The organism is Pseudomonas sp. 67(2021), from assembly GCF_017491835.1.
Classification (GTDB): Bacteria; Pseudomonadota; Gammaproteobacteria; order Pseudomonadales; family Pseudomonadaceae; genus Aquipseudomonas; species Aquipseudomonas atacamensis.
The window spans coordinates 103,678-121,433 of sequence record NZ_JAFGYL010000011.1 but is presented as its reverse complement, the minus strand read 5'-3'; the positions used below and the strand labels follow the sequence as shown (position 1 = coordinate 121,433).

14 protein-coding genes and 1 pseudogene are annotated in these 17,756 nt (G+C 61.2%); 10 read left to right on the top strand and 5 right to left on the bottom strand.

What is annotated here, in order from left to right; genetic code table 11:
- Window positions 1–44: 44 nt before the first annotated feature.
- Window positions 45–1,358 carry an ATP-binding protein gene (locus J5M66_RS15495; protein WP_016770645.1) on the bottom strand — a complete coding sequence of 438 codons (1,314 nt, stop codon included), beginning with the start codon at window positions 1,356–1,358 and terminating at the stop codon, window positions 45–47.
- Between the two features lie 114 nt (window positions 1,359–1,472).
- Entirely contained in the window at window positions 1,473–2,213 is a 741-nt protein-coding gene (gene ompR, locus J5M66_RS15490; protein ID WP_016772186.1) for a two-component system response regulator OmpR, read from the bottom strand.
- A 358-nt stretch (window positions 2,214–2,571) separates the two neighbouring features.
- On the opposite strand from ompR, the gene J5M66_RS15485 reads away from it, so the two are divergent.
- The 7 genes from J5M66_RS15485 to tauD all read left to right on the top strand — a co-directional run bounded on the left by J5M66_RS15485 (window position 2,572) and on the right by tauD (window position 10,994).
- Window positions 2,572–4,896: a Tex family protein gene (locus tag J5M66_RS15485; RefSeq protein ID WP_207808028.1), complete on the top strand. Its 2,325-nt coding sequence runs from the start codon at window positions 2,572–2,574 to the stop codon at window positions 4,894–4,896.
- The gene (locus tag J5M66_RS15480) at window positions 4,896–5,279 is read left to right on the top strand and encodes a PaaI family thioesterase (protein WP_122611138.1); all 384 of its coding nucleotides are present in this window, start codon (window positions 4,896–4,898) and stop codon (window positions 5,277–5,279) included. Before J5M66_RS15485 ends, J5M66_RS15480 begins: the two co-directional genes overlap by 1 nt.
- Before the next feature lie 269 nt (window positions 5,280–5,548).
- A complete protein-coding gene (gshA, locus tag J5M66_RS15475) occupies window positions 5,549–7,132 on the top strand; it encodes a glutamate--cysteine ligase (RefSeq protein ID WP_207808029.1) in 1,584 nt (527 codons plus the stop codon).
- A 257-nt stretch (window positions 7,133–7,389) separates the two neighbouring features.
- Window positions 7,390–8,367, top strand: coding sequence for a taurine ABC transporter substrate-binding protein (tauA, locus tag J5M66_RS15470; RefSeq protein WP_207808030.1), 978 nt, complete (start codon window positions 7,390–7,392; stop codon window positions 8,365–8,367).
- Between the two features lie 15 nt (window positions 8,368–8,382).
- On the top strand, window positions 8,383–9,177 hold the full coding sequence (gene tauB, locus J5M66_RS15465; protein WP_207808031.1) for a taurine ABC transporter ATP-binding subunit: 795 nt from the start codon (window positions 8,383–8,385) through the stop codon (window positions 9,175–9,177).
- Window positions 9,174–10,007 carry a taurine ABC transporter permease TauC gene (gene tauC / locus J5M66_RS15460; protein WP_207808033.1) on the top strand — a complete coding sequence of 278 codons (834 nt, stop codon included), beginning with the start codon at window positions 9,174–9,176 and terminating at the stop codon, window positions 10,005–10,007. The genes tauB and tauC overlap by 4 nt, the downstream gene beginning before the upstream one ends.
- Window positions 10,008–10,151: 144 nt before the next feature.
- Window positions 10,152–10,994 (top strand): taurine dioxygenase, encoded by an 843-nt coding sequence (tauD, locus tag J5M66_RS15455; RefSeq protein WP_207808034.1) that lies wholly within the window; start codon window positions 10,152–10,154, stop codon window positions 10,992–10,994.
- Window positions 10,995–11,124: 130 nt separating this feature from the next.
- Here the strand turns inward: tauD and mgrA are convergent, their stop codons facing one another.
- Entirely contained in the window at window positions 11,125–12,162 is a 1,038-nt protein-coding gene (gene mgrA, locus J5M66_RS15450) for an L-glyceraldehyde 3-phosphate reductase (RefSeq protein ID WP_016772192.1), read from the bottom strand.
- A 366-nt stretch (window positions 12,163–12,528) separates the two neighbouring features.
- Between mgrA and J5M66_RS15445 the strand changes: the two are divergent.
- Window positions 12,529–12,651 (top strand): annotated as a pseudogene (locus J5M66_RS15445) (LacI family transcriptional regulator); the annotation flags it as partial.
- Between the two features lie 186 nt (window positions 12,652–12,837).
- Entirely contained in the window at window positions 12,838–13,098 is a 261-nt protein-coding gene (locus J5M66_RS15440; RefSeq protein ID WP_207808036.1) for a hypothetical protein, read from the top strand.
- Between the two features lie 24 nt (window positions 13,099–13,122).
- Here the strand turns inward: J5M66_RS15440 and betT are convergent, their stop codons facing one another.
- Together betT and epsC are read right to left on the bottom strand one after the other, a co-directional pair.
- Window positions 13,123–15,084 carry a choline BCCT transporter BetT gene (gene betT / locus J5M66_RS15435; RefSeq protein WP_207808089.1) on the bottom strand — a complete coding sequence of 654 codons (1,962 nt, stop codon included), beginning with the start codon at window positions 15,082–15,084 and terminating at the stop codon, window positions 13,123–13,125.
- 400 nt (window positions 15,085–15,484) lie between these two features.
- Window positions 15,485–16,411 carry a serine O-acetyltransferase EpsC gene (gene epsC, locus J5M66_RS15430; RefSeq protein WP_207808038.1) on the bottom strand — a complete coding sequence of 309 codons (927 nt, stop codon included), beginning with the start codon at window positions 16,409–16,411 and terminating at the stop codon, window positions 15,485–15,487.
- 190 nt (window positions 16,412–16,601) lie between these two features.
- On the opposite strand from epsC, the gene J5M66_RS15425 reads away from it, so the two are divergent.
- Complete coding sequence (locus J5M66_RS15425; RefSeq protein WP_122751833.1) at window positions 16,602–17,600, top strand: D-cysteine desulfhydrase; 999 nt, start codon at window positions 16,602–16,604, stop codon at window positions 17,598–17,600.
- The last annotated feature ends 156 nt before the right edge of the window (window positions 17,601–17,756 follow it).

Genomic DNA, 17,756 nt, shown 5'->3' with positions numbered 1-17,756 from the left:
AGCGCTCTTGCTTGCAGCTTGTAGCTTGTAGCTTGCAGCTGCTTCTAAACCGCATCTCGGGGCAACATCAACCCCAGCGGCAATCTCACCCGCGCCTCCAGTCCACCCCCGGACCGGTTGCGCAATTCGACGTTGCCGCCATGCATCGCCGCAATCCTTTTCACGATCGCCAGCCCCAGCCCGGTGCCTTTGCCACCGCGAGCCCGATCACCTCGGGTAAACGGGTTGAAGATTGCCTCAAGCTCGGACGGATCAATCCCGGCGCCACGGTCCATCACGCTCAGCACTACATACGGCGCGCTGGTATCTCCGGACACATAAGCCGCGACCTCAACACCCGTGCCGGCATGGTTCAAGGCGTTGCCGATCAGGTTGTTGAGCAGGCGCTTCATCGACACTCGACGTAGCGGGAACGGCTGGATCGGTTCCAGGCGCAGGCGCACTTTCTCTTCGTTCTGGTTGTACGGCGCGGCGACTTCACGCACCAGATCGCTGAGGTCCACCTCCTCCACTGACTCATCACGACCATCGCGGATGAACGCGAGGAACTGGTCGAGAATCGCGTCCATGTCTTCGATGTCGCGGACCATGTCGTCGGTGAGGTCGGTGTGATCGCCCATCAATTCAAGCGACAGGCGCAAGCGCGTCAGCGGTGTACGCAAGTCGTGAGAAACCCCCGCCAGCATCAGCTCGCGCTCGCGTCCGGCCTGTTCAACGTCCTCGGCCATCTGGTTGAAGGCGCGATAAACCTCGGTCATTTCGCTCGGCGTATCACTGATCGGCAGGCGCACGCTGCGGCCCTGGCCGAGTTGCCGCGCGGCATACACCAGGCGCTTCAACGGCTGGTTGAGCTGGCTGACGAAAATCCATGCCGACGCCGTCGACAACAGGCCGATGGCGAGGAACCAGCCGAGCACGTTCCAGATTTTCTGGCCGCGCAGCGGGTGCGGATACAACGGCACTTTCAGCCAGCCATCGCCCAGGCTCGGTGCCCTCACCCACAATGCCGGCGGCGAGTGCATGCGCAAACGCACCTCGGTGTCGGCACCCAGTTCCGCCTGCATCTGCCGCTGATAGATTTCGCTGTACGGCCAGTGCTGCTCGCCTTCCGGCACGCCGGCGCCGACCACACGAATCAGGGTCGCGGCATCGGCAATTTTTGCGCGGTTTTCTTCGTCGGCGGCCCAATAGGCGCGCAGCGTCAGAGCGACACCATGGCTGTATTGGCGGTCCACCAGCACGTCCTCGTTCATCAACAGATAAACCAGGGTCAGCGCCTTGGAAAACAGCACGACGATCAGCACCAGCCAGAGGGTGCGGGAGAAAAAACTTTGGGGGAACCAGACGGGGGTTTTCATCTTTAACCGCTACACACTTGCAGGAGCGAGCAATGCTCGCATATTGCGGATTGCGAGTCTGTGGCAATGGCCGTGCGGCCAGAGCCTTGCAGACCCGCTCCTACAAATCACCGATCACTTGGTGGCGGTGCCATCCGGTACGAACACGTAACCCACGCCCCAGACAGTCTGGATGTAGCGCGGTTTCGACGGATCGGGTTCGATCATCCGGCGCAGACGCGAGATCTGCACGTCGATGGAACGCTCCAGCGCATCCCATTCACGGCCACGGGCGAGGTTCATCAGCTTGTCGCGGGTCAGCGGCTGACGCGCGTTCATCACCAGCGCCTTGAGTACCGCGAACTCACCGGTGGTGAGCATGTGCACTTCATCGCCACGCTTGAGCTCGCGGGTCGCCAGCGACAACACGTAATCACCGAAGGTGACGTTTTCGTCTTCACTGCCCGGCGCGCCCGGTACCGGGGCAGCCTGACGGCGCAATACCGCTTTGACCCGCGCCATCAGCTCGTCGGGGTTGAACGGCTTGGCCAGGTAATCGTCGGCGCCCAGTTCAAGGCCCTTGATACGGCTCAGCTCATCGCCCTTGGCGGTGAGCATGATGATCGGAATCTGGTTGTTCGCGCTGCGCAGGCGGCGGCACGCGGTCAGGCCGTCTTCGCCCGGCAGCATCAGGTCGAGAACGACCAGATTGAACACTTCACGCGCCAGCAGACGATCCATCTGCTCGGTGTTCGGAACGGTACGGGCACGGTAGCCCTTGCTGACGAAGAAACGCTCCAGCAGGCTGCTCAGCCCCGGATCGTCATCAACGATAAGAATTTTTTCGCCTTCAGCCGTTTGTGCAGTGCTGCTCATTGGATGCTCCTTTTAGCTCGGCGCGCATTATGGCGTAGCTGCCGTTATACGCACCGTGTGCATTGTTAGCAGATTTTTCCTTCACTGCCAGAAAACCGGGGTTTATGCCTACAGCCTGCAACGCCCCCGAATGACAGAACGCTGGTTATAATGCGCGGCGTTTTGCGCCAGGCAACGTCTGAATCGTTACCGTAAATGGCCGGTATTTTTTCCGGCCCTGTGCAGTAACTGTTCGATTTCACGGGTCAATGGGCAGCTTCTTGATCCAGGCAGCGGCAATTTTCCAGCCGCTCAATCAGCCTCCAGGCCATTATCTGCGTGCCTGCGAGCCTGCTTTCATACTATGTCAGGTGGTTTTATGGACAGCATCAACAGCCGCATCGCCGAGGAACTCGGCGTACGCCCACAACAGGTCGAAGCGGCCGTCGCGCTACTCGATGAAGGTTCTACCGTCCCCTTTATCGCCCGTTACCGGAAAGAAGTCACCGGCAGCCTCGATGACACCCAGTTGCGTCATCTGGAAGAGCGCCTGCGCTACCTGCGAGAACTCGACGAACGGCGCATCAGCATCCTCGCCAGCATCGAGGAGCAAGGCAAACTCACCCCTGCCCTTGAGCGCGACATCAAGCTCGCCGACACCAAGACCCGTCTCGAAGACTTGTACCTGCCGTACAAGCAGAAGCGCCGCACCAAGGGCCAGATCGCCCTCGAAGCCGGCCTCGGCGAACTGGCCGACGGCTTGTTCAACGACCCGAACCTGTCGCCGGAAACCGAAGCCGCGCGCTTCGTCGACGCCGAAAAAGGCGTGGCCGACGTCAAGGCTGCGCTGGAAGGCGCCAAGTACATCCTCATGGAGCGCTTCGCCGAAGACGCCAGCCTGCTGGAAAAGCTGCGCAATTTCCTCAAACAGGAAGCGATCCTCAGTGCCCGCGTCATCGCTGGCAAGGAAGAGGAAGGCGCCAAGTTCCGTGATTATTTCGAACACGACGAGCCGCTGAAAAGCATGCCCTCGCACCGCGCCCTAGCGATTTTCCGTGGCCGCAACGAAGGCATTCTCAGCTCCGCGCTGAAAGTCGGCGATGAGCTGCCCGGCACCATGCACCCGTGCGAAGGCATGATCGGCCAGCAGTTCGGCATCCAGAACCAGAACCGCCCGGCGGACAAATGGCTCGGTGAAGTGGTGCGCTGGACCTGGAAGGTCAAGCTCTACACCCACCTGGAAACCGACCTGCTGGGCGAGTTGCGCGACGGTGCCGAAACCGAAGCGATCAACGTGTTCGCACACAACCTGCACGACCTGCTGTTGGCCGCTCCGGCCGGCCCGCGCGCGACCCTGGGCCTCGACCCGGGCCTGCGTACCGGCTGCAAGGTTGCCGTAGTCGACTCCACCGGCAAGCTGCTCGACCACGCCACGGTTTACCCGCACGTGCCACACAACAAGTGGGATCAGACCATCGCCATCTTGGCCGCCCTGTGTGCCAAGCACTCAGTGGACCTGATCGCCATCGGCAACGGCACTGCCAGCCGCGAGACCGACAAGCTGGCGATCGAACTGATCAAGAAATATCCAGCGATGAAAATGACCAAGGTCATGGTGTCCGAAGCCGGCGCCTCGGTGTACTCGGCGTCGGAACTGGCGGCCAAGGAATTCCCGGATCTGGACGTGTCGATCCGTGGCGCCGTATCGATCGCCCGTCGCCTGCAGGATCCGCTGGCCGAGCTGGTGAAGATCGATCCGAAATCCATCGGTGTCGGCCAGTACCAGCACGACGTCTCGCAGCTGAAGCTGGCGAGCGGCCTGGATGCCGTGGTCGAGGACTGCGTGAACGCCGTGGGCGTGGATGTGAACACCGCCTCCGTGGCATTGCTGGCGCGGATTTCCGGCCTCAATGCAACGCTGGCGCAGAACATCGTTGCTCACCGTGACGAACATGGCGCGTTCAAGACCCGTGCAGCGCTGAAGAAAGTCGCGCGTCTGGGCGAAAAAACCTTCGAACAGGCCGCCGGTTTCTTGCGCGTGATGAACGGCGACAACCCGCTGGATTCGTCGGCGGTTCACCCGGAAGCCTATCCGCTGGTGCAGCGCATTGCCGCTGAAACCGACCGCGACATTCGCTCGCTGATCGGCGATGCCGCGTTTCTCAAGCGTCTGGATCCGAAGAAATTCACCGACGAAACCTTCGGTCTGCCGACCGTCACCGACATCCTGCAAGAACTGGAAAAACCCGGTCGCGATCCGCGTCCGGAGTTCAAGACCGCCGAGTTCCAGGAAGGCGTCGAGGACCTCAAGGATCTGCAACTGGGGATGATCCTTGAAGGCGTGGTGACCAACGTAACGGCGTTTGGTGCGTTCGTCGACATCGGCGTGCATCAGGATGGTCTGGTGCACATCTCGGCGCTGTCGGAAAAGTTCATCAAGGACCCGCGCGAAGCAGTCAAGGCCGGTGACGTGGTGAAAGTGAAGGTCATGGAAGTCGATATCCCGCGCAAACGCGTCGGCCTGTCGATGCGCATGGGCGACACCCCGGGCGAGAAAATCGATGGCGCCCGTGGCTCGCGCCCGGGCTCGGCACAACGCCAGCCGTCGAACAATGCGCCACGCAAGGAAACCGTCACCGCCGCGCCGGTAAACAATGCGATGGCCTCGCTGTTCGCCAACGCCAAGCAGTTGAAGAAACGCTGATGGAAATGCCGGCCGGGCTCGTCGAGAGCGCGTTTTTCAAGCTGTTGGGCTGTCGCCTGCACAGTCTCGAAACCGGGGTGGCGCAAGTCGCCCTGGCGCTTGAGCCCGAACTGCGCAACCGTGGCGGCAAGCTGCACGGTGGCGCGCTGTTCAGTCTGGTCGACATTGCCATGGGCCTGGCTTGTTCCAGCAGCCATGGTTTCGATCAGCAGAGCGCGACCATCGAATGCAAGATCAACTACATCCGCGCCGTTTCCGAGGGCGAGGTGCTGTGCACGGCGCGGGTGATCCACCCGGGCCGGCGCACGCTGGTGGTCGAAGCCGAGGTGATGCAGGGCGACAAACTGGTCGCAAAAGCGCAAGGCACCTTCGCTGTCCTGTAGATGTTGCTCATCATTTTGAGTTAATTTCGGCGCAATGAATCCTGTGGGAGCGAGCCTGCTCGCGAAGACGGTGTGTCAGTCGACGATGATATTGACTGCAAAACCCTCTTCGCGAGCAGGCTCGCTCCCACAGGGATTGTGCAGTTCTTGACTGACCGGCAAATGGCCTGCCGCTACAAACCAGGCGATAACGCCAGTTTCAACTTCACCCTTGTAGACCGTCCTGCCCACCCCCATATTGGGGCGACTGACGCGTGAAGGAATCCAAATTGAGCGAACTTCTCAACCGCCGCCTGGCTCTGCTTGGCGAGCGCGCTAACCTCTCTCTGCTCAAGCAGTGCCTCCACGGTATCGAACGTGAATGCCTGCGCGTGACCAGTGAAGGTCGCCTGGCGCAAACGCCGCACCCCGAAGCCCTGGGTTCCGCGCTGACCAACGAACAGATCACCACCGATTACTCCGAGTCGCTGCTGGAATTCATCACCCCCGCCCTGCCGGATCCTGCCGACACGCTGGCGAGCCTGGACAAGATTCATCGTTTTGCCTACAGCAAACTCGGCAACGAGTACCTGTGGAGTCCATCGATGCCGTGCCCGTTGCCGGCCGAGGAAGACATCCCGATTGCCTATTACGGCACCTCCAACATCGGTCAGCTCAAATACGTCTATCGCAAGGGCCTGGCCCTGCGTTACGGCAAGACCATGCAGTGCATTGCCGGGATTCACTACAACTTTTCCCTGCCGGAACAACTCTGGCCATTGCTGCGCGAGGCCGAAGGTTTCGTCGGCACCGATCGCGATTTCCAGTCGGTGTCCTACATCGCGCTGATCCGCAACTTCCGTCGCTACAGCTGGCTGCTGATGTACCTGTTCGGTGCCTCGCCAGCGCTGGACGCCGGCTTCCTGCGCGGGCGTTCGCATCAGCTCGAGCAGCTCGACCCGGACACGCTGTATCTGCCATACGCGACCAGCCTGCGCATGAGCGATCTCGGTTATCAGAGCAACGCCCAGGCCGGCCTGACACCGTGCTACAACGATCTGGCGAGCTATACCGACAGCCTGCGCGAAGCGGTGGCCACGCCCTACGCGCCATACGTGGAAGTCGGCACGCACAAGGATGGCGAGTGGGTGCAGCTCAATACCAACATCCTGCAGATCGAAAACGAGTACTACTCCAACATCCGCCCGAAACGCGTGACCTACACCGGCGAGCGGCCGATCCAGGCGCTGATGGCGCGCGGCATCCAGTACGTCGAAGTGCGCTGCCTGGACATCAACCCGTTCCTGCCGATGGGCATCGACCTCACCGAATCGCGCTTCATCGACGCCTTCCTGCTGTACTGCGCGCTGAACGACAGCCCGCTGCTGACCAACACTTCGTGCGGCAACGCCACCTCGAACTTCCTCAGCGTGGTCAAGGAAGGTCGCCGTCCGGGCCTGCAATTGCAGCGTGATGGTGAGTCGGTCGAGATGAAGCAATGGGCCGCTGAACTGCTGGAACAGATTGCTCCGCTGGCGGCGATGCTCGATCAGAGCGTCGGCGGCGATGCCCACAGCAAGGCGCTGGATGCGCAACTGGCCAAGGTCAACGACCCGTCGCTGACGCCATCGGCGCAGGTGCTGGCGGCCATGGCTGAGCACAAGGAAAGCTTTGCGCAGTTCTCGTTGCGTCAGAGTCAGGCGCATGCAGAGTTTTTCCGTAGCGAGCCACTGGCGGCGGATGAGCAAGCGAAGTTTGAAGAACTGGCGCGCGCATCGCTGGCGCAGCAGACCGAGCTTGAGCAGAACGAGGTTGGCGATTTCGATGTGTTTGTTGGCGCGTATCAGGCGAGTATTCTCGCCATCAGCAATTAAAGCCGCCCCGGCCTTGATCGTTCCCACGCTCTGCGTGGGAATGCAGCCTGTGACGCTCCGCGTCACTTTGGACACAGAATGTCCCTTGAGGCGTTACCACGCAGAGCGTGGGAACGATCAGTCAAAGGCTCACATCCTCGCCTGTCTTAGATTTTTCCGCTCATAAGCTCATTCGAAAAAGTTATTTATTTCGCGATTCTTAGATCATTTAGTCTCCACTCACGCCGACATTCGGTCGCCTGATCTGGAGCTCTCAATTGAAACTGAATTTCCCGCTTCGCCTGCTCGCCGCCGCCTTACTGGCCGCTGCAAGCTGCCTCGCCCAGGCGGCCGACCTCACTGTCGCCTACCAGACTACCGTCGACCCGGCCAAGGTCGCTCAGGCCGATGGCGCCTACGAGAAAGCCACCAAGGCCGACATCAGCTGGCGCAAGTTCGATAACGGCGCCGACATCATCGCCGCCATCGCTTCCGGCGATGTGCAGATCGGCTACCTCGGTTCGAGCCCGCTGACCGCTGCCATCACCCGCAAAGTGCCGGTGGAAACCTTCCTGATTGCCACGCAGATCGGCGCCGCTGAAGCACTGGTCGCGCGCGACGGCTCCGGCATCAAGACTCCGCAGGATCTGATCGGCAAGAAAATCGCCGTGCCGTTCGTGTCCACCGGGCACTACAGCCTGCTCGCCGCGCTCAAGCACTGGAACATCGACCCGTCGAAAGTCACCGTGCTCAACCTCGCGCCGCCAGCCATCATCGCGGCGTGGAAACGCGGTGACATCGACGCCACTTACGTGTGGGATCCGGCACTGGGCGTGGCCAAGGAAAACGGCAAAGTGCTGATCACCTCCGGCGAGCTGGCCAAGTTCGGCGCGCCTACCTTCGATGCTTGGATCGTGCGCAAAGACTTCGCCGAAAAGCACCCGGAAATCGTCACCGCGTTCGCCAAGGTCACCCTCGACGCCTACGCCGATTACCGCAGGGATCCGCAGGCCTGGCTGGCCAATCAGAGCAACGTCGACAAACTGGTCAAACTCTCCGGCGCCAAGGCCAGCGACATCCCATTGCTGCTGCAGGGCAACGTCTACCCGCTGGCGGCGGATCAGGTCAGTGACCTCGGCGCGCCGACCACCAAAGCCATCACTGACACCGCCGCGTTCCTCAAGGAGCAAGGCAAGGTCGAAGCCGTGCTGCCGGACTACGCGCCTTACGTCAGCGCCAAATACATCACCAACTGATCGGGAGATACAGCGATGGCCTTGCTACAGCTGGAGCGCATCAGCGCACAGTACCCGGGCAGCCCCGAGCCGGTGCTGGCGGATATTTCTCTGACCCTCGGGCCGCAGCAATTGCTGGTCGCCCTCGGCCCGTCCGGCAGTGGCAAGACTTCGCTGTTGAACCTGATTGCCGGCTTCGTCGAACCGAGTGCCGGGCGCATCACCCTCGACGGCGTGCCGGTCAAAGGCCCGAGCGCCGAACGTGGCGTGGTGTTTCAGGACGACGCCTTGCTGCCCTGGCAGGACGTATTGGCCAACGTCGCCTTCGGCCTTGAACTGGCCGGTGTCGGCAAGGACAAACGCGAACAGCGCGCCCGGGAAATGCTCGCACTGGTCGATCTCGCCGGCTTCGAAGACCGACGCATCTGGCAATTGTCCGGTGGCCAGAAACAACGCGTCGGCCTCGCCCGCGCCCTGGCCGCCGACCCGCGCGTGTTGCTGATGGACGAGCCGTTCGGTGCGCTTGATGCATTCACTCGCGAGCAGATGCAGGAGCTGTTGCTGCAAGTCTGGCAGCGCACTGCCAAACCGGTTTTTCTGATTACCCACGACATTGAAGAAGCGGTGTTCCTCGCCACGGACCTGATTCTGCTGGCGCCGAATCCAGGGCAGATCGTCGAGCGCCTGCGATTGGATTTCGGTCAGCGTTATGCCGCTGGCGAGTCGGCGCGCGCGATCAAATCCGATCCGCGTTTTATCGAAACCCGCGAGCACGTGCTGAGCAAAGTCTTCTCGCAACGCAGCGCCGTATCCCGGCAGGAGCGCGCATGAGCAGTTACGACGTTTCCGCTGCGGCGGTGAAAACACCTTCGGTGAGCATCCCGGTGCGCCGCAGCCTCAGCACTCGCTGGATCAGCCTGCTGACCCTGTTCGGCCTGCTGGCGATCTGGTGGGCGGTGACCGCGACCGGGATGATCGAACCGCTGTTTCTGCCACCGCCCTCTGCCGTGCTGCAAAAGGGCTGGCTATTGGCGACTTCCGGATACATGGATTCGACGCTGTGGCAGCACCTCGGCGCGAGCCTGAGCCGCATCGGCCTGGGTCTCGCTTTTGCGATTCTGACCGCCGTGCCGGTGGGCATTGCCATCGGTACCAACCGCATTTCCCGCGGTGTGCTCGATCCGCTGATCGAGTTCTACCGCCCGATCCCGCCGCTGGCCTATCTGCCGCTGATCGTGATCTGGTGCGGCATCGGCGAGTTGTCGAAAGTGCTGCTGATCTATCTGGCGATTTTTGCGCCGATTGCCATCGCCACCGCGACTGGCGTGCGTACCGTCGACCCGGCAAAACTGCGCGCGGCGCAGTCGTTGGGCGCGACGCGCGTGCAGTTGATTCGCCATGTGATTTTGCCGAGCGCTCTGCCGGACATTCTCACCGGCGTGCGCATTGGTCTGGGCGTCGGCTGGTCGACCCTGGTCGCCGCTGAACTGATCGCGGCCACCAGTGGCCTGGGCTTCATGGTGCAGTCGGCCGCGCAGTTTCTGGTCACCGATGTGGTGGTGCTGGGAATTCTGGTCATCGCCCTGATCGCCTTCGCCATGGAAATGGGCCTGCGCGCATTGCAGCGCAGATTGGTGCCGTGGCACGGCCAGGCGCACTAAATCGCTTTGTGAAAATTCCCCTGTGGGAGCGAGCCTGCTCGCGAAAGCGTTAGATCAGTCACTGCACTGTCGCCTGACACTCTGCATTCGCGAGCAGGCTCGCTCCCACAAAAGCATGACACTCCGAATTCGAAGAGAACGACCATGAGCACCCTCAGCATCACCCCATTAAGCTCGGCCCTCGGCGCGCAGATCAGTGGCGTCGACATCAGCCAGCCGCTGAGCCTGGAACACCGCGACGCCATCGAACAGGCGCTGCTCAAGTATCAGGTGCTGTTCTTCCGCAACCAGCCGATCGAGCCGGCACAGCAGGCACGTTTCGCGCATTATTTCGGCGACCTGCACATTCATCCGATCTACCCGAACGTGCCGGAACAACCGGAAGTACTGATCCTCGACACCGCCGTCACCGACGTGCGCGATAACGCGATCTGGCACACCGACGTGACCTTCCTGCCGACGCCGGCGATGGGCGCAGTGCTCAGCGCCAAGTTGCTGCCGGAGTTCGGTGGTGACACGTTGTGGGCCAGCGGCATCGCGGCATATGAAGCGCTGTCGGCACCGATGAAAACCCTGCTCGAAGGTCTGACCGCCACCCACGATTTCACTCGTTCGTTTCCGCTCGAGCGCTACGGCAACACGCCTGAAGCGCTGGCGCAGTGGGAAGAAGCACGGCGCAAGAATCCACCGCTGTCGCACCCGGTGATCCGTACGCACCCGGTGAGCGGCCGGCGCTCACTGTTCGTCAATGAAGGGTTTACCTCGAAGATCAACGAGCTGTCGGAAACCGAGAGTGAGGCGATTCTGAAGTTTCTGTTCGCCCACGCGACGCGACCGGAATTCACCATTCGCTGGCGCTGGCAGAAAGACGATATTGCCTTCTGGGACAACCGCGTGACCCAGCATTACGCGGTGGACGATTACCGACCGGCGCGGCGGGTGATGCAGCGGGCGACGGTGTTGGGGGATGTGCCGTTCTTCAAGTGATCGCTGATGATCGTTCCCTCGCTCTGCGTGGGAATGCATCAACGGACGCTTCGCGTTCGGCTTTAGATGGGACGCAGAGCGTCCCGGGCGGCATTCCCACGCAGAGCGTGGGAACGATCCTCTCAGCGGCTTATTCGGCTGTTGAAGGCTTCTCCCAAAGATTGATCCCGCCCTCCTGGGCAAACCGATCAATCTCCGCCAGCTCTTCAGCACTGAAATTCAGATTCTTCAGCGCGCCGACGTTCTCGATGATCTGCTCCGGCCGGCTCGCGCCGATCAGTGCCGAGGTCACTCGTGGATCACGCAGGGTCCACGCCAATGCCAGTTGCGCCAGACTCTGGCCGCGACGCTGGGCGATCTCGTTCAACGCTCGCACGTGAGCGATGTTGGCCTCGGACAAGTGCGAAGCCTGCAACGAACCACCGCCGGGACGATTGACTCGCGCATCGGCCGGCACGCCGTTGAGGTATTTGTCGGTGAGCAAACCCTGCGCCAGCGGCGTGAAGGCGATGACGCCCGTGCCGAGTTCGTCAGTGGTATCGAGCAGATCCTTTTCCACCCAGCGGTTGAGCAGGTTGTACGCCGGTTGATGAATCAGCAGCGGCACTTTCCATTCTTTCAGCAGCGCGGCCATTTCTCGGGTTTTCACCCCTGAGTAGGACGAGATGCCGATGTACAAAGCCTTGCCCTGCTGCACGGCGGTGGCGAGGGCGCTGGCGGTTTCTTCCAGTGGAGTGTCCGGGTCGAAGCGGTGCGAATAAAAGATGTCCACATAGTCCAGGCCGAGGCGTTGCAGGCTCTGGTCGAGGCTGGCCAGTACGTATTTGCGCGAACCGCCGCCCTGACCATACGGGCCGGGCCACATGTCCCAACCAGCCTTGCTGGAGATGATCAACTCGTCGCGGTATTGCTTGAAGTCTTCGCGCAGCAGCCGACCGAAATTGATCTCGGCGCTGCCGTATGGCGGGCCGTAGTTGTTGGCCAGATCGAAATGGTTGATGCCCAGATCGAACGCGGTGCGCAGCAAGGCACGCTGGGTCTCGATCGGGGTGCTGTCGCCAAAGTTGTGCCACAGGCCCAACGACAAGGCCGGCAGCACCAGACCGCTGCGGCCGACGCGGCGGTAAGGAATGGAGTCGTAGCGGTTTTCGGCAGCGGTGTAAGTCATCGAATCCTCTCTTGTTTGATTAACAGCAGATTGAGGGTGAAACCAAACTATGTGGCGAGGGGATTTATCCCCGATGGGTGGCGAAGCCGTCCCAAAACCTGAAACCTCGGTGAATCAGGTGTACCGAGTGCGCTGGTTTTACGACTGCTTCGCAGCCGAACGGGGATGATTCTCCTCGCCACAAAAGCCCCATCAATCATGCAAAACGATTTGCAGGCCGAACCAGCCCCAGGTTCTGCCGCAACGTCCGGCCTTCATATCCAGTTCTGAACAACACGCCCAGCATACGCCCAAGCGGCGCGGCGCCGATCTCCGGTTCGACCAATTGCTGAAACGTTTCACATTTTTTCCTGCGCTTCAGCCTCGCTGGAGATTGGTGTGCTGGCGGCAACGCGGGTGCTGAAGAGTCTTGGCGTCCTGCCAAACGACGCAGTGCAACGACTGAACCTGCTGCGATGCCAAGTGATCGAGCGCGAAAGCACTTTATGAATATGGCAGAGGCTGGATTGGCTATGCTCAAAGTGCCGTCGAGTTGGCCCCTTCGCGAGCAGGCTCGCTCCCACAGAGTTCTCCTGGGGACATGAAATTCATGTCCATCCGAGATCCATTGTGGGAGTGAGCCTGCTCGCGAAGGCGGCCGATCAGGCAACACCCATCCACCAGGCCAAACCTGCCATGCACACCACCATAATCATCTTCTTCGGCTTGGTGCTGCTCGCGCTGATGCTTTATATAGGCGAACACATCGGCTTCAGCCGCTACACGCTGGCGTACGCTTTTGCGGCGCTTTGGCTGGCGTTGACGCTGATTAATGGCGCGGTCGGCGTGGTGCATGCGGGGCAACCGCTGGGGTCGGCGATTGCAATGGGCAGTGCGGTGTTCGGCGTGCCGGTGGCGGCAATGGTGTTGTTCATGCTGCTGAGCGCCGATTCCTGAGCAGACCCGGCACTCAGCCGTCGATCAACGCACCAGATGCAGGAACTGCATGTGCCGTTCGTACTGGTCGAGGATGTCGTTGATGATCTGCTCTTTGGTGTAGCCGACCAGATCGTAGTCCTGACTGCCCTCGCGCAAGTGCACTTCGGCGCGGTAGTAGCGACGATTGTTGAGTTGCTTGGAACCCATGCCGCCGCGCGCGAACGATGGCGTGAAGTAGCCGCGCATCTGCACCTGATAGATGAACGGATGCTGCTCACCATGACCGATTTCCAGGCTGACGTTGTCATGCGCCGGATCCGGCTGGGTGACGACGTGCAGACCTTTTTCGACGAACACGGCGGTCACTTCCTCGATTGCCGGACGCACCGTGCTTTCCATGAAGCGGTACACCTCATCGCGGGACGGGAAGTGCACGGCCTGACTCAGGCGCTGGCGCCAGCCGCCGGTGCCACGCCGCGAACCGGAGACCGGCGCCAGCGAATGCAACTGCGCGATCTGCTTCTGCGACTCCAGATAGAACGCCTTGTGCAGGCCCCACATCATCAGCAGCAGAATCAACGAGAACGGCAACGAGGTCAGCACCACCGCCGACTTCAGCGCATCGATGCTGCCGGAGAACAGCAGCGCACTGGTGATCAGCGCGGTCATCGCGCCCCAGAACACCCGCAGCCATTTCGGTCCGTCTTCATCCGGGTTGCCACCCTTGGCCGACAGGGTCGAGAGCACCACAGTGCCGGAATCCGCAGACGTCACGAAGAACACGAAGCTGATGAACACCGTCACGGCGATGACGGTCTTGCTCCACGGGTAGGTTTCCAGCAGCAGGTAAATGCTCATCGACGGATTGTCGATGGCCGACATACCGAGCGCGCTCATGCCGTGATTGAGCACCTGGTCCAAGGCGCTGTTGCCGAAGATCGACATCCACGCCAGGGTGAAACCGAGCGGAATCAGCAGCACGCCGAAGACGAATTCACGGATGGTGCGGCCACGGGAGATCCGCGCGATGAACAGGCCCACGAACGGCGACCATGCAATCCACCAGGCCCAGTAGAACACTGTCCAGCCACCCAGCCAGTCACTCGGTTTGTCGTAGGCGTAGAGGTCGAAACTCTTCATCGGCAGGGCGCCGAGGTAGTCGCCGACGTTCTGGATCAGCGTGTTGAGCAGGTGCTGTGTCGGCCCGGCGAACAGCACGAACAGCAGCAGCCCGCAGGCCAGCAGCATGTTGATGTCGGACATCACCCGCACGCCTTTATCGACACCGGAGACCGCAACGATGATCGCCGCGCCCATCATCAGCGTGATCAGGCCGACCTGAATCCACTGGGTGTGGGCGATGCCGAACAGATAATCCAGGCCCGAGTTGAGGTGCAACACGCCGAAGCCCATGTCGGCACCAAGACCGAACACCGTGGCGATGATGCCGAAGCCGTCCACCGCGTAGCCGATCGGGCCGTTGATGCGTTTACCAATCAGCGGATACAGCGCCGAACGCAGGGCCAGCGGCAGATTGTGCCGATAAGCGAAATAGGCAAGTGCCATGCCGACAAAGGCAAACACGCCCCAGCCATGCAGGCCCCAATGCAGAAACAGGATCTGCATCGCCTGGCGCGCGGCGTCGGCGGTGCCGGCCTCGCCTTGTGGCGGCTGCAGCATGTGGGTCAGCGGTTCGGAAACGCAGAAGAAAAACAGCGTGATGCTGATCCCGGCGGCGAACAGCATGCCGGCCCAAGACAGGTAACTGAATTCGGGCTCGTCGTGGTCGGCACCGAGTTTTATCTTGCCGTAGCCGGATAAGGCGGTGACCACAACGAAGACCAGATACAGGGTCATCGCGAGCATGTAGTACCAGCCGACCGTATTGGCCGCCCAGTTTTGCGCTTCCAGCAACCAGGCGCCGGCCTGTTCGGGGATGGCGATGACGACAAGACCAAACAGCAGAATGACCGTCGCGGCGAAGTAGAACACCGGCGGATTCATGCGTACCAGACCGCTGGCGGGGGTAGACGATGCACTCATGAAACGTGCACCTCGAGGGGTTGAAGCGTGGCTGAAATGATCGGACTCAGCAAAGGCAAGCCTCCTGTTGTGAGCGGGCAGCGAACCACCGGTTTAACTTGAATGAACGTTCAAGTTAAACATGAATGGGGTGGTAAGGACTAATCGCAGGGCTGGGCGGTAGGTTTCCTACAGCGCCCAAAGAGCTGTATGACGTGGGTTTGGAGAGATTCGTTCACTGATGAATTGGCTTAAGGCCACTACCTTGATCCGGCCTGGAAATCTTTCGCGAGCAGGCTCGCTCCCACATTTGCAACGCATTCCAGTTGTGGGAGCGAGTCTGCTCGCGAAGAGGCCCGATACAACAACACAGACTCAACACCTACTTCTGCGTCCCGTCATCATGCTGCAGATTCGCCTGCGTCAGATTCGCCCCCGCCGGCACGCTGCGCGTCAGCCAGACGTTGCCGCCAATGGTCGAGCCCTTGCCGATGGTGATCCGTCCGAGAATCGTCGCCCCGGCGTAAATCACCACGTCATCCTCAACGATCGGATGACGCGGATGGCCCTTCTGCAACTGGCCGTCCTCATCCGCCGGGAAGCGCTTGGCCCCCAGGGTCACCGCCTGATAAATGCGCACCCGCTCACCAATGATCGCGGTTTCGCCAATCACCACACCGGTGCCGTGATCGATAAAGAAGCTGCGGCCGATCTGCGCGCCCGGGTGGATATCGATGCCCGTCGCCGAATGGGCGATCTCTGCGCTGATCCGCGCCAGCAGCGGCAGCCCGGCACGGTATAAATGGTGCGCGAGGCGATGGTGAATCACAGCGAGAATACCCGGATAACACAGCAGCACTTCATCAACGCTGCGTGCCGCCGGGTCGCCGTGATAGGCCGCCAGCACATCGGTGTCGAGCAGCGTGCGCAGGCCCGGCAAGGCCAAGGCGAAATCCTGCACGATCTGGATGGCGCGGGTTTCGACTTCACTGTCGTCCTGCGCGCTGTGGCGGGCAACGTAACGCAACTCCAGGCGCGTCTGCGCCAGCAAGGCATTCAGCGCTACATCAAGCGTGTGGCCGACGTAGAAATCTTCACTTTCTTCACGCAGATCGACCGGCCCCAGACGCATCGGGAACAGCGCGCCACACAGCGCCTCGAGGATTTCCGCGATCGCCGCTCGCGATGGCAATTCGCGGCCGCCCTGCTCCCCTGAAGCCCGGCCATTCTGTGCGCGCCACTGATCCCGCGCGCTGCGCAGCTGGCTGACGATGGTCTGCAATTGCCAATGGCTGGAACGCTCGCTCACGGTAAAGACTCCTTACGGGCGGCCGGACTGTCTGGCCGCGTCATCGGCGCCTACTTTACGGCATGCCTTTGCCGACGAATTAAGAACCGATAGTGCTGGCCTCAGTCCATTTGGCTATAAGCGATTGGCGGTTGCCCGTGCAAAAACGCGTGCCTATAGTCCTTTCATTCTTCTGCGCCAGTACGGACCCATGATCAAACAACAGCTGCAACGCTTCCCCCGTCTCGAACTGCTGAGCCACCCCACGCCGCTGGAAAAACTCGAGCGCCTGTCCACTTGGCTCGGTCGCGAGGTGTACATCAAACGCGATGACCTGACGCCGCTGGCGATGGGTGGCAACAAGCTGCGCAAACTCGAATACCTCGCCGCCGACGCGCTCGCGCAAGGTGCTGACACGCTGATCACGGCCGGTGCGCTGCAATCGAACCACGTGCGCCAAACCGCCGCGCTGGCGGCGAAACTCGGCCTCGGTTGTGTGGCGCTGCTGGAAAACCCGCTGGGCACTGATGACGGAAATTACACCGGCAACGGCAACCGCCTGCTGCTGGATCTGTTCGACACCAAGGTCGAGTTGGTCGACAACCTCGACAACGCCGACGAACAACTGACTGCCCTCGCCGCCCGCCTGCGCAGCAACGGCAAGAAGCCGTATCTGGTGCCGATCGGCGGCTCCAACGCCCTTGGTGCTCTGGGTTATGTGCGCGCCGGGCTGGAGCTTGCTGAGCAGATCAAGGACAGCGGCCTCGATTTCGCCGCGGTGGTGCTGGCTTCAGGCAGTGCCGGTACTCACAGTGGTCTCGGACTGGCGCTGAGTGAGGCGCTGCCGCAACTGCCGGTGATCGGCGTGACCGTTTCGCGCAGTGAAGAAGATCAGCGCCCGAAGGTGCAGGGTCTGGCCGAACGCACGGCAGAGCTGCTGGGCGTCGAGTTGCCGGCCAGCTTCAAGGTCGAGCTGTGGGACGAATATTTCGGCCCACGTTATGGCGAACCAAATGCCGGGACTTTGGCGGCGGTGAAACTGTTGGCGGCTCAGGAAGGTCTGTTGCTTGACCCGGTATACACCGGCAAGGCCATGGCCGGCCTGTTAGACGGGATTGGCCGGCAGCGCTTCGATGACGGCCCGATTATCTTCCTGCACACCGGTGGCGCGCCGGCGTTGTTTGCCTACAAGGATTTTCTGACAAGATGATCACGCCAGATTGCAGTTACCTGTGGCGAGGGGATTTATCCCCGTTGGGTCGCGGAGCGGCCCCTTGCTTTCGCAAGTGAGTACACGTCGCAGGACTTTGCAACTGTAGTGCAGCCGAACGGGGATAAATCCCCTCGCCACAACTGAACGGGCGCA

Coding starts and splice junctions, on each gene's coding strand:
- J5M66_RS15495 (WP_016770645.1), bottom strand. CDS start 1,358: ATGAAAACCCCCGTCTGGTTCCCCCAAAGTTTTTTCTCCCGCACCCTC.
- ompR (WP_016772186.1), bottom strand. CDS start 2,213: ATGAGCAGCACTGCACAAACGGCTGAAGGCGAAAAAATTCTTATCGTT.
- J5M66_RS15485 (WP_207808028.1), top strand. CDS start 2,572: ATGGACAGCATCAACAGCCGCATCGCCGAGGAACTCGGCGTACGCCCA.
- J5M66_RS15480 (WP_122611138.1), top strand. CDS start 4,896: ATGGAAATGCCGGCCGGGCTCGTCGAGAGCGCGTTTTTCAAGCTGTTG.
- tauB (WP_207808031.1), top strand. CDS start 8,383: ATGGCCTTGCTACAGCTGGAGCGCATCAGCGCACAGTACCCGGGCAGC.
- tauC (WP_207808033.1), top strand. CDS start 9,174: ATGAGCAGTTACGACGTTTCCGCTGCGGCGGTGAAAACACCTTCGGTG.
- tauD (WP_207808034.1), top strand. CDS start 10,152: ATGAGCACCCTCAGCATCACCCCATTAAGCTCGGCCCTCGGCGCGCAG.
- mgrA (WP_016772192.1), bottom strand. CDS start 12,162: ATGACTTACACCGCTGCCGAAAACCGCTACGACTCCATTCCTTACCGC.
- J5M66_RS15440 (WP_207808036.1), top strand. CDS start 12,838: ATGCACACCACCATAATCATCTTCTTCGGCTTGGTGCTGCTCGCGCTG.
- betT (WP_207808089.1), bottom strand. CDS start 15,084: ATGAATCCGCCGGTGTTCTACTTCGCCGCGACGGTCATTCTGCTGTTT.
- J5M66_RS15425 (WP_122751833.1), top strand. CDS start 16,602: ATGATCAAACAACAGCTGCAACGCTTCCCCCGTCTCGAACTGCTGAGC.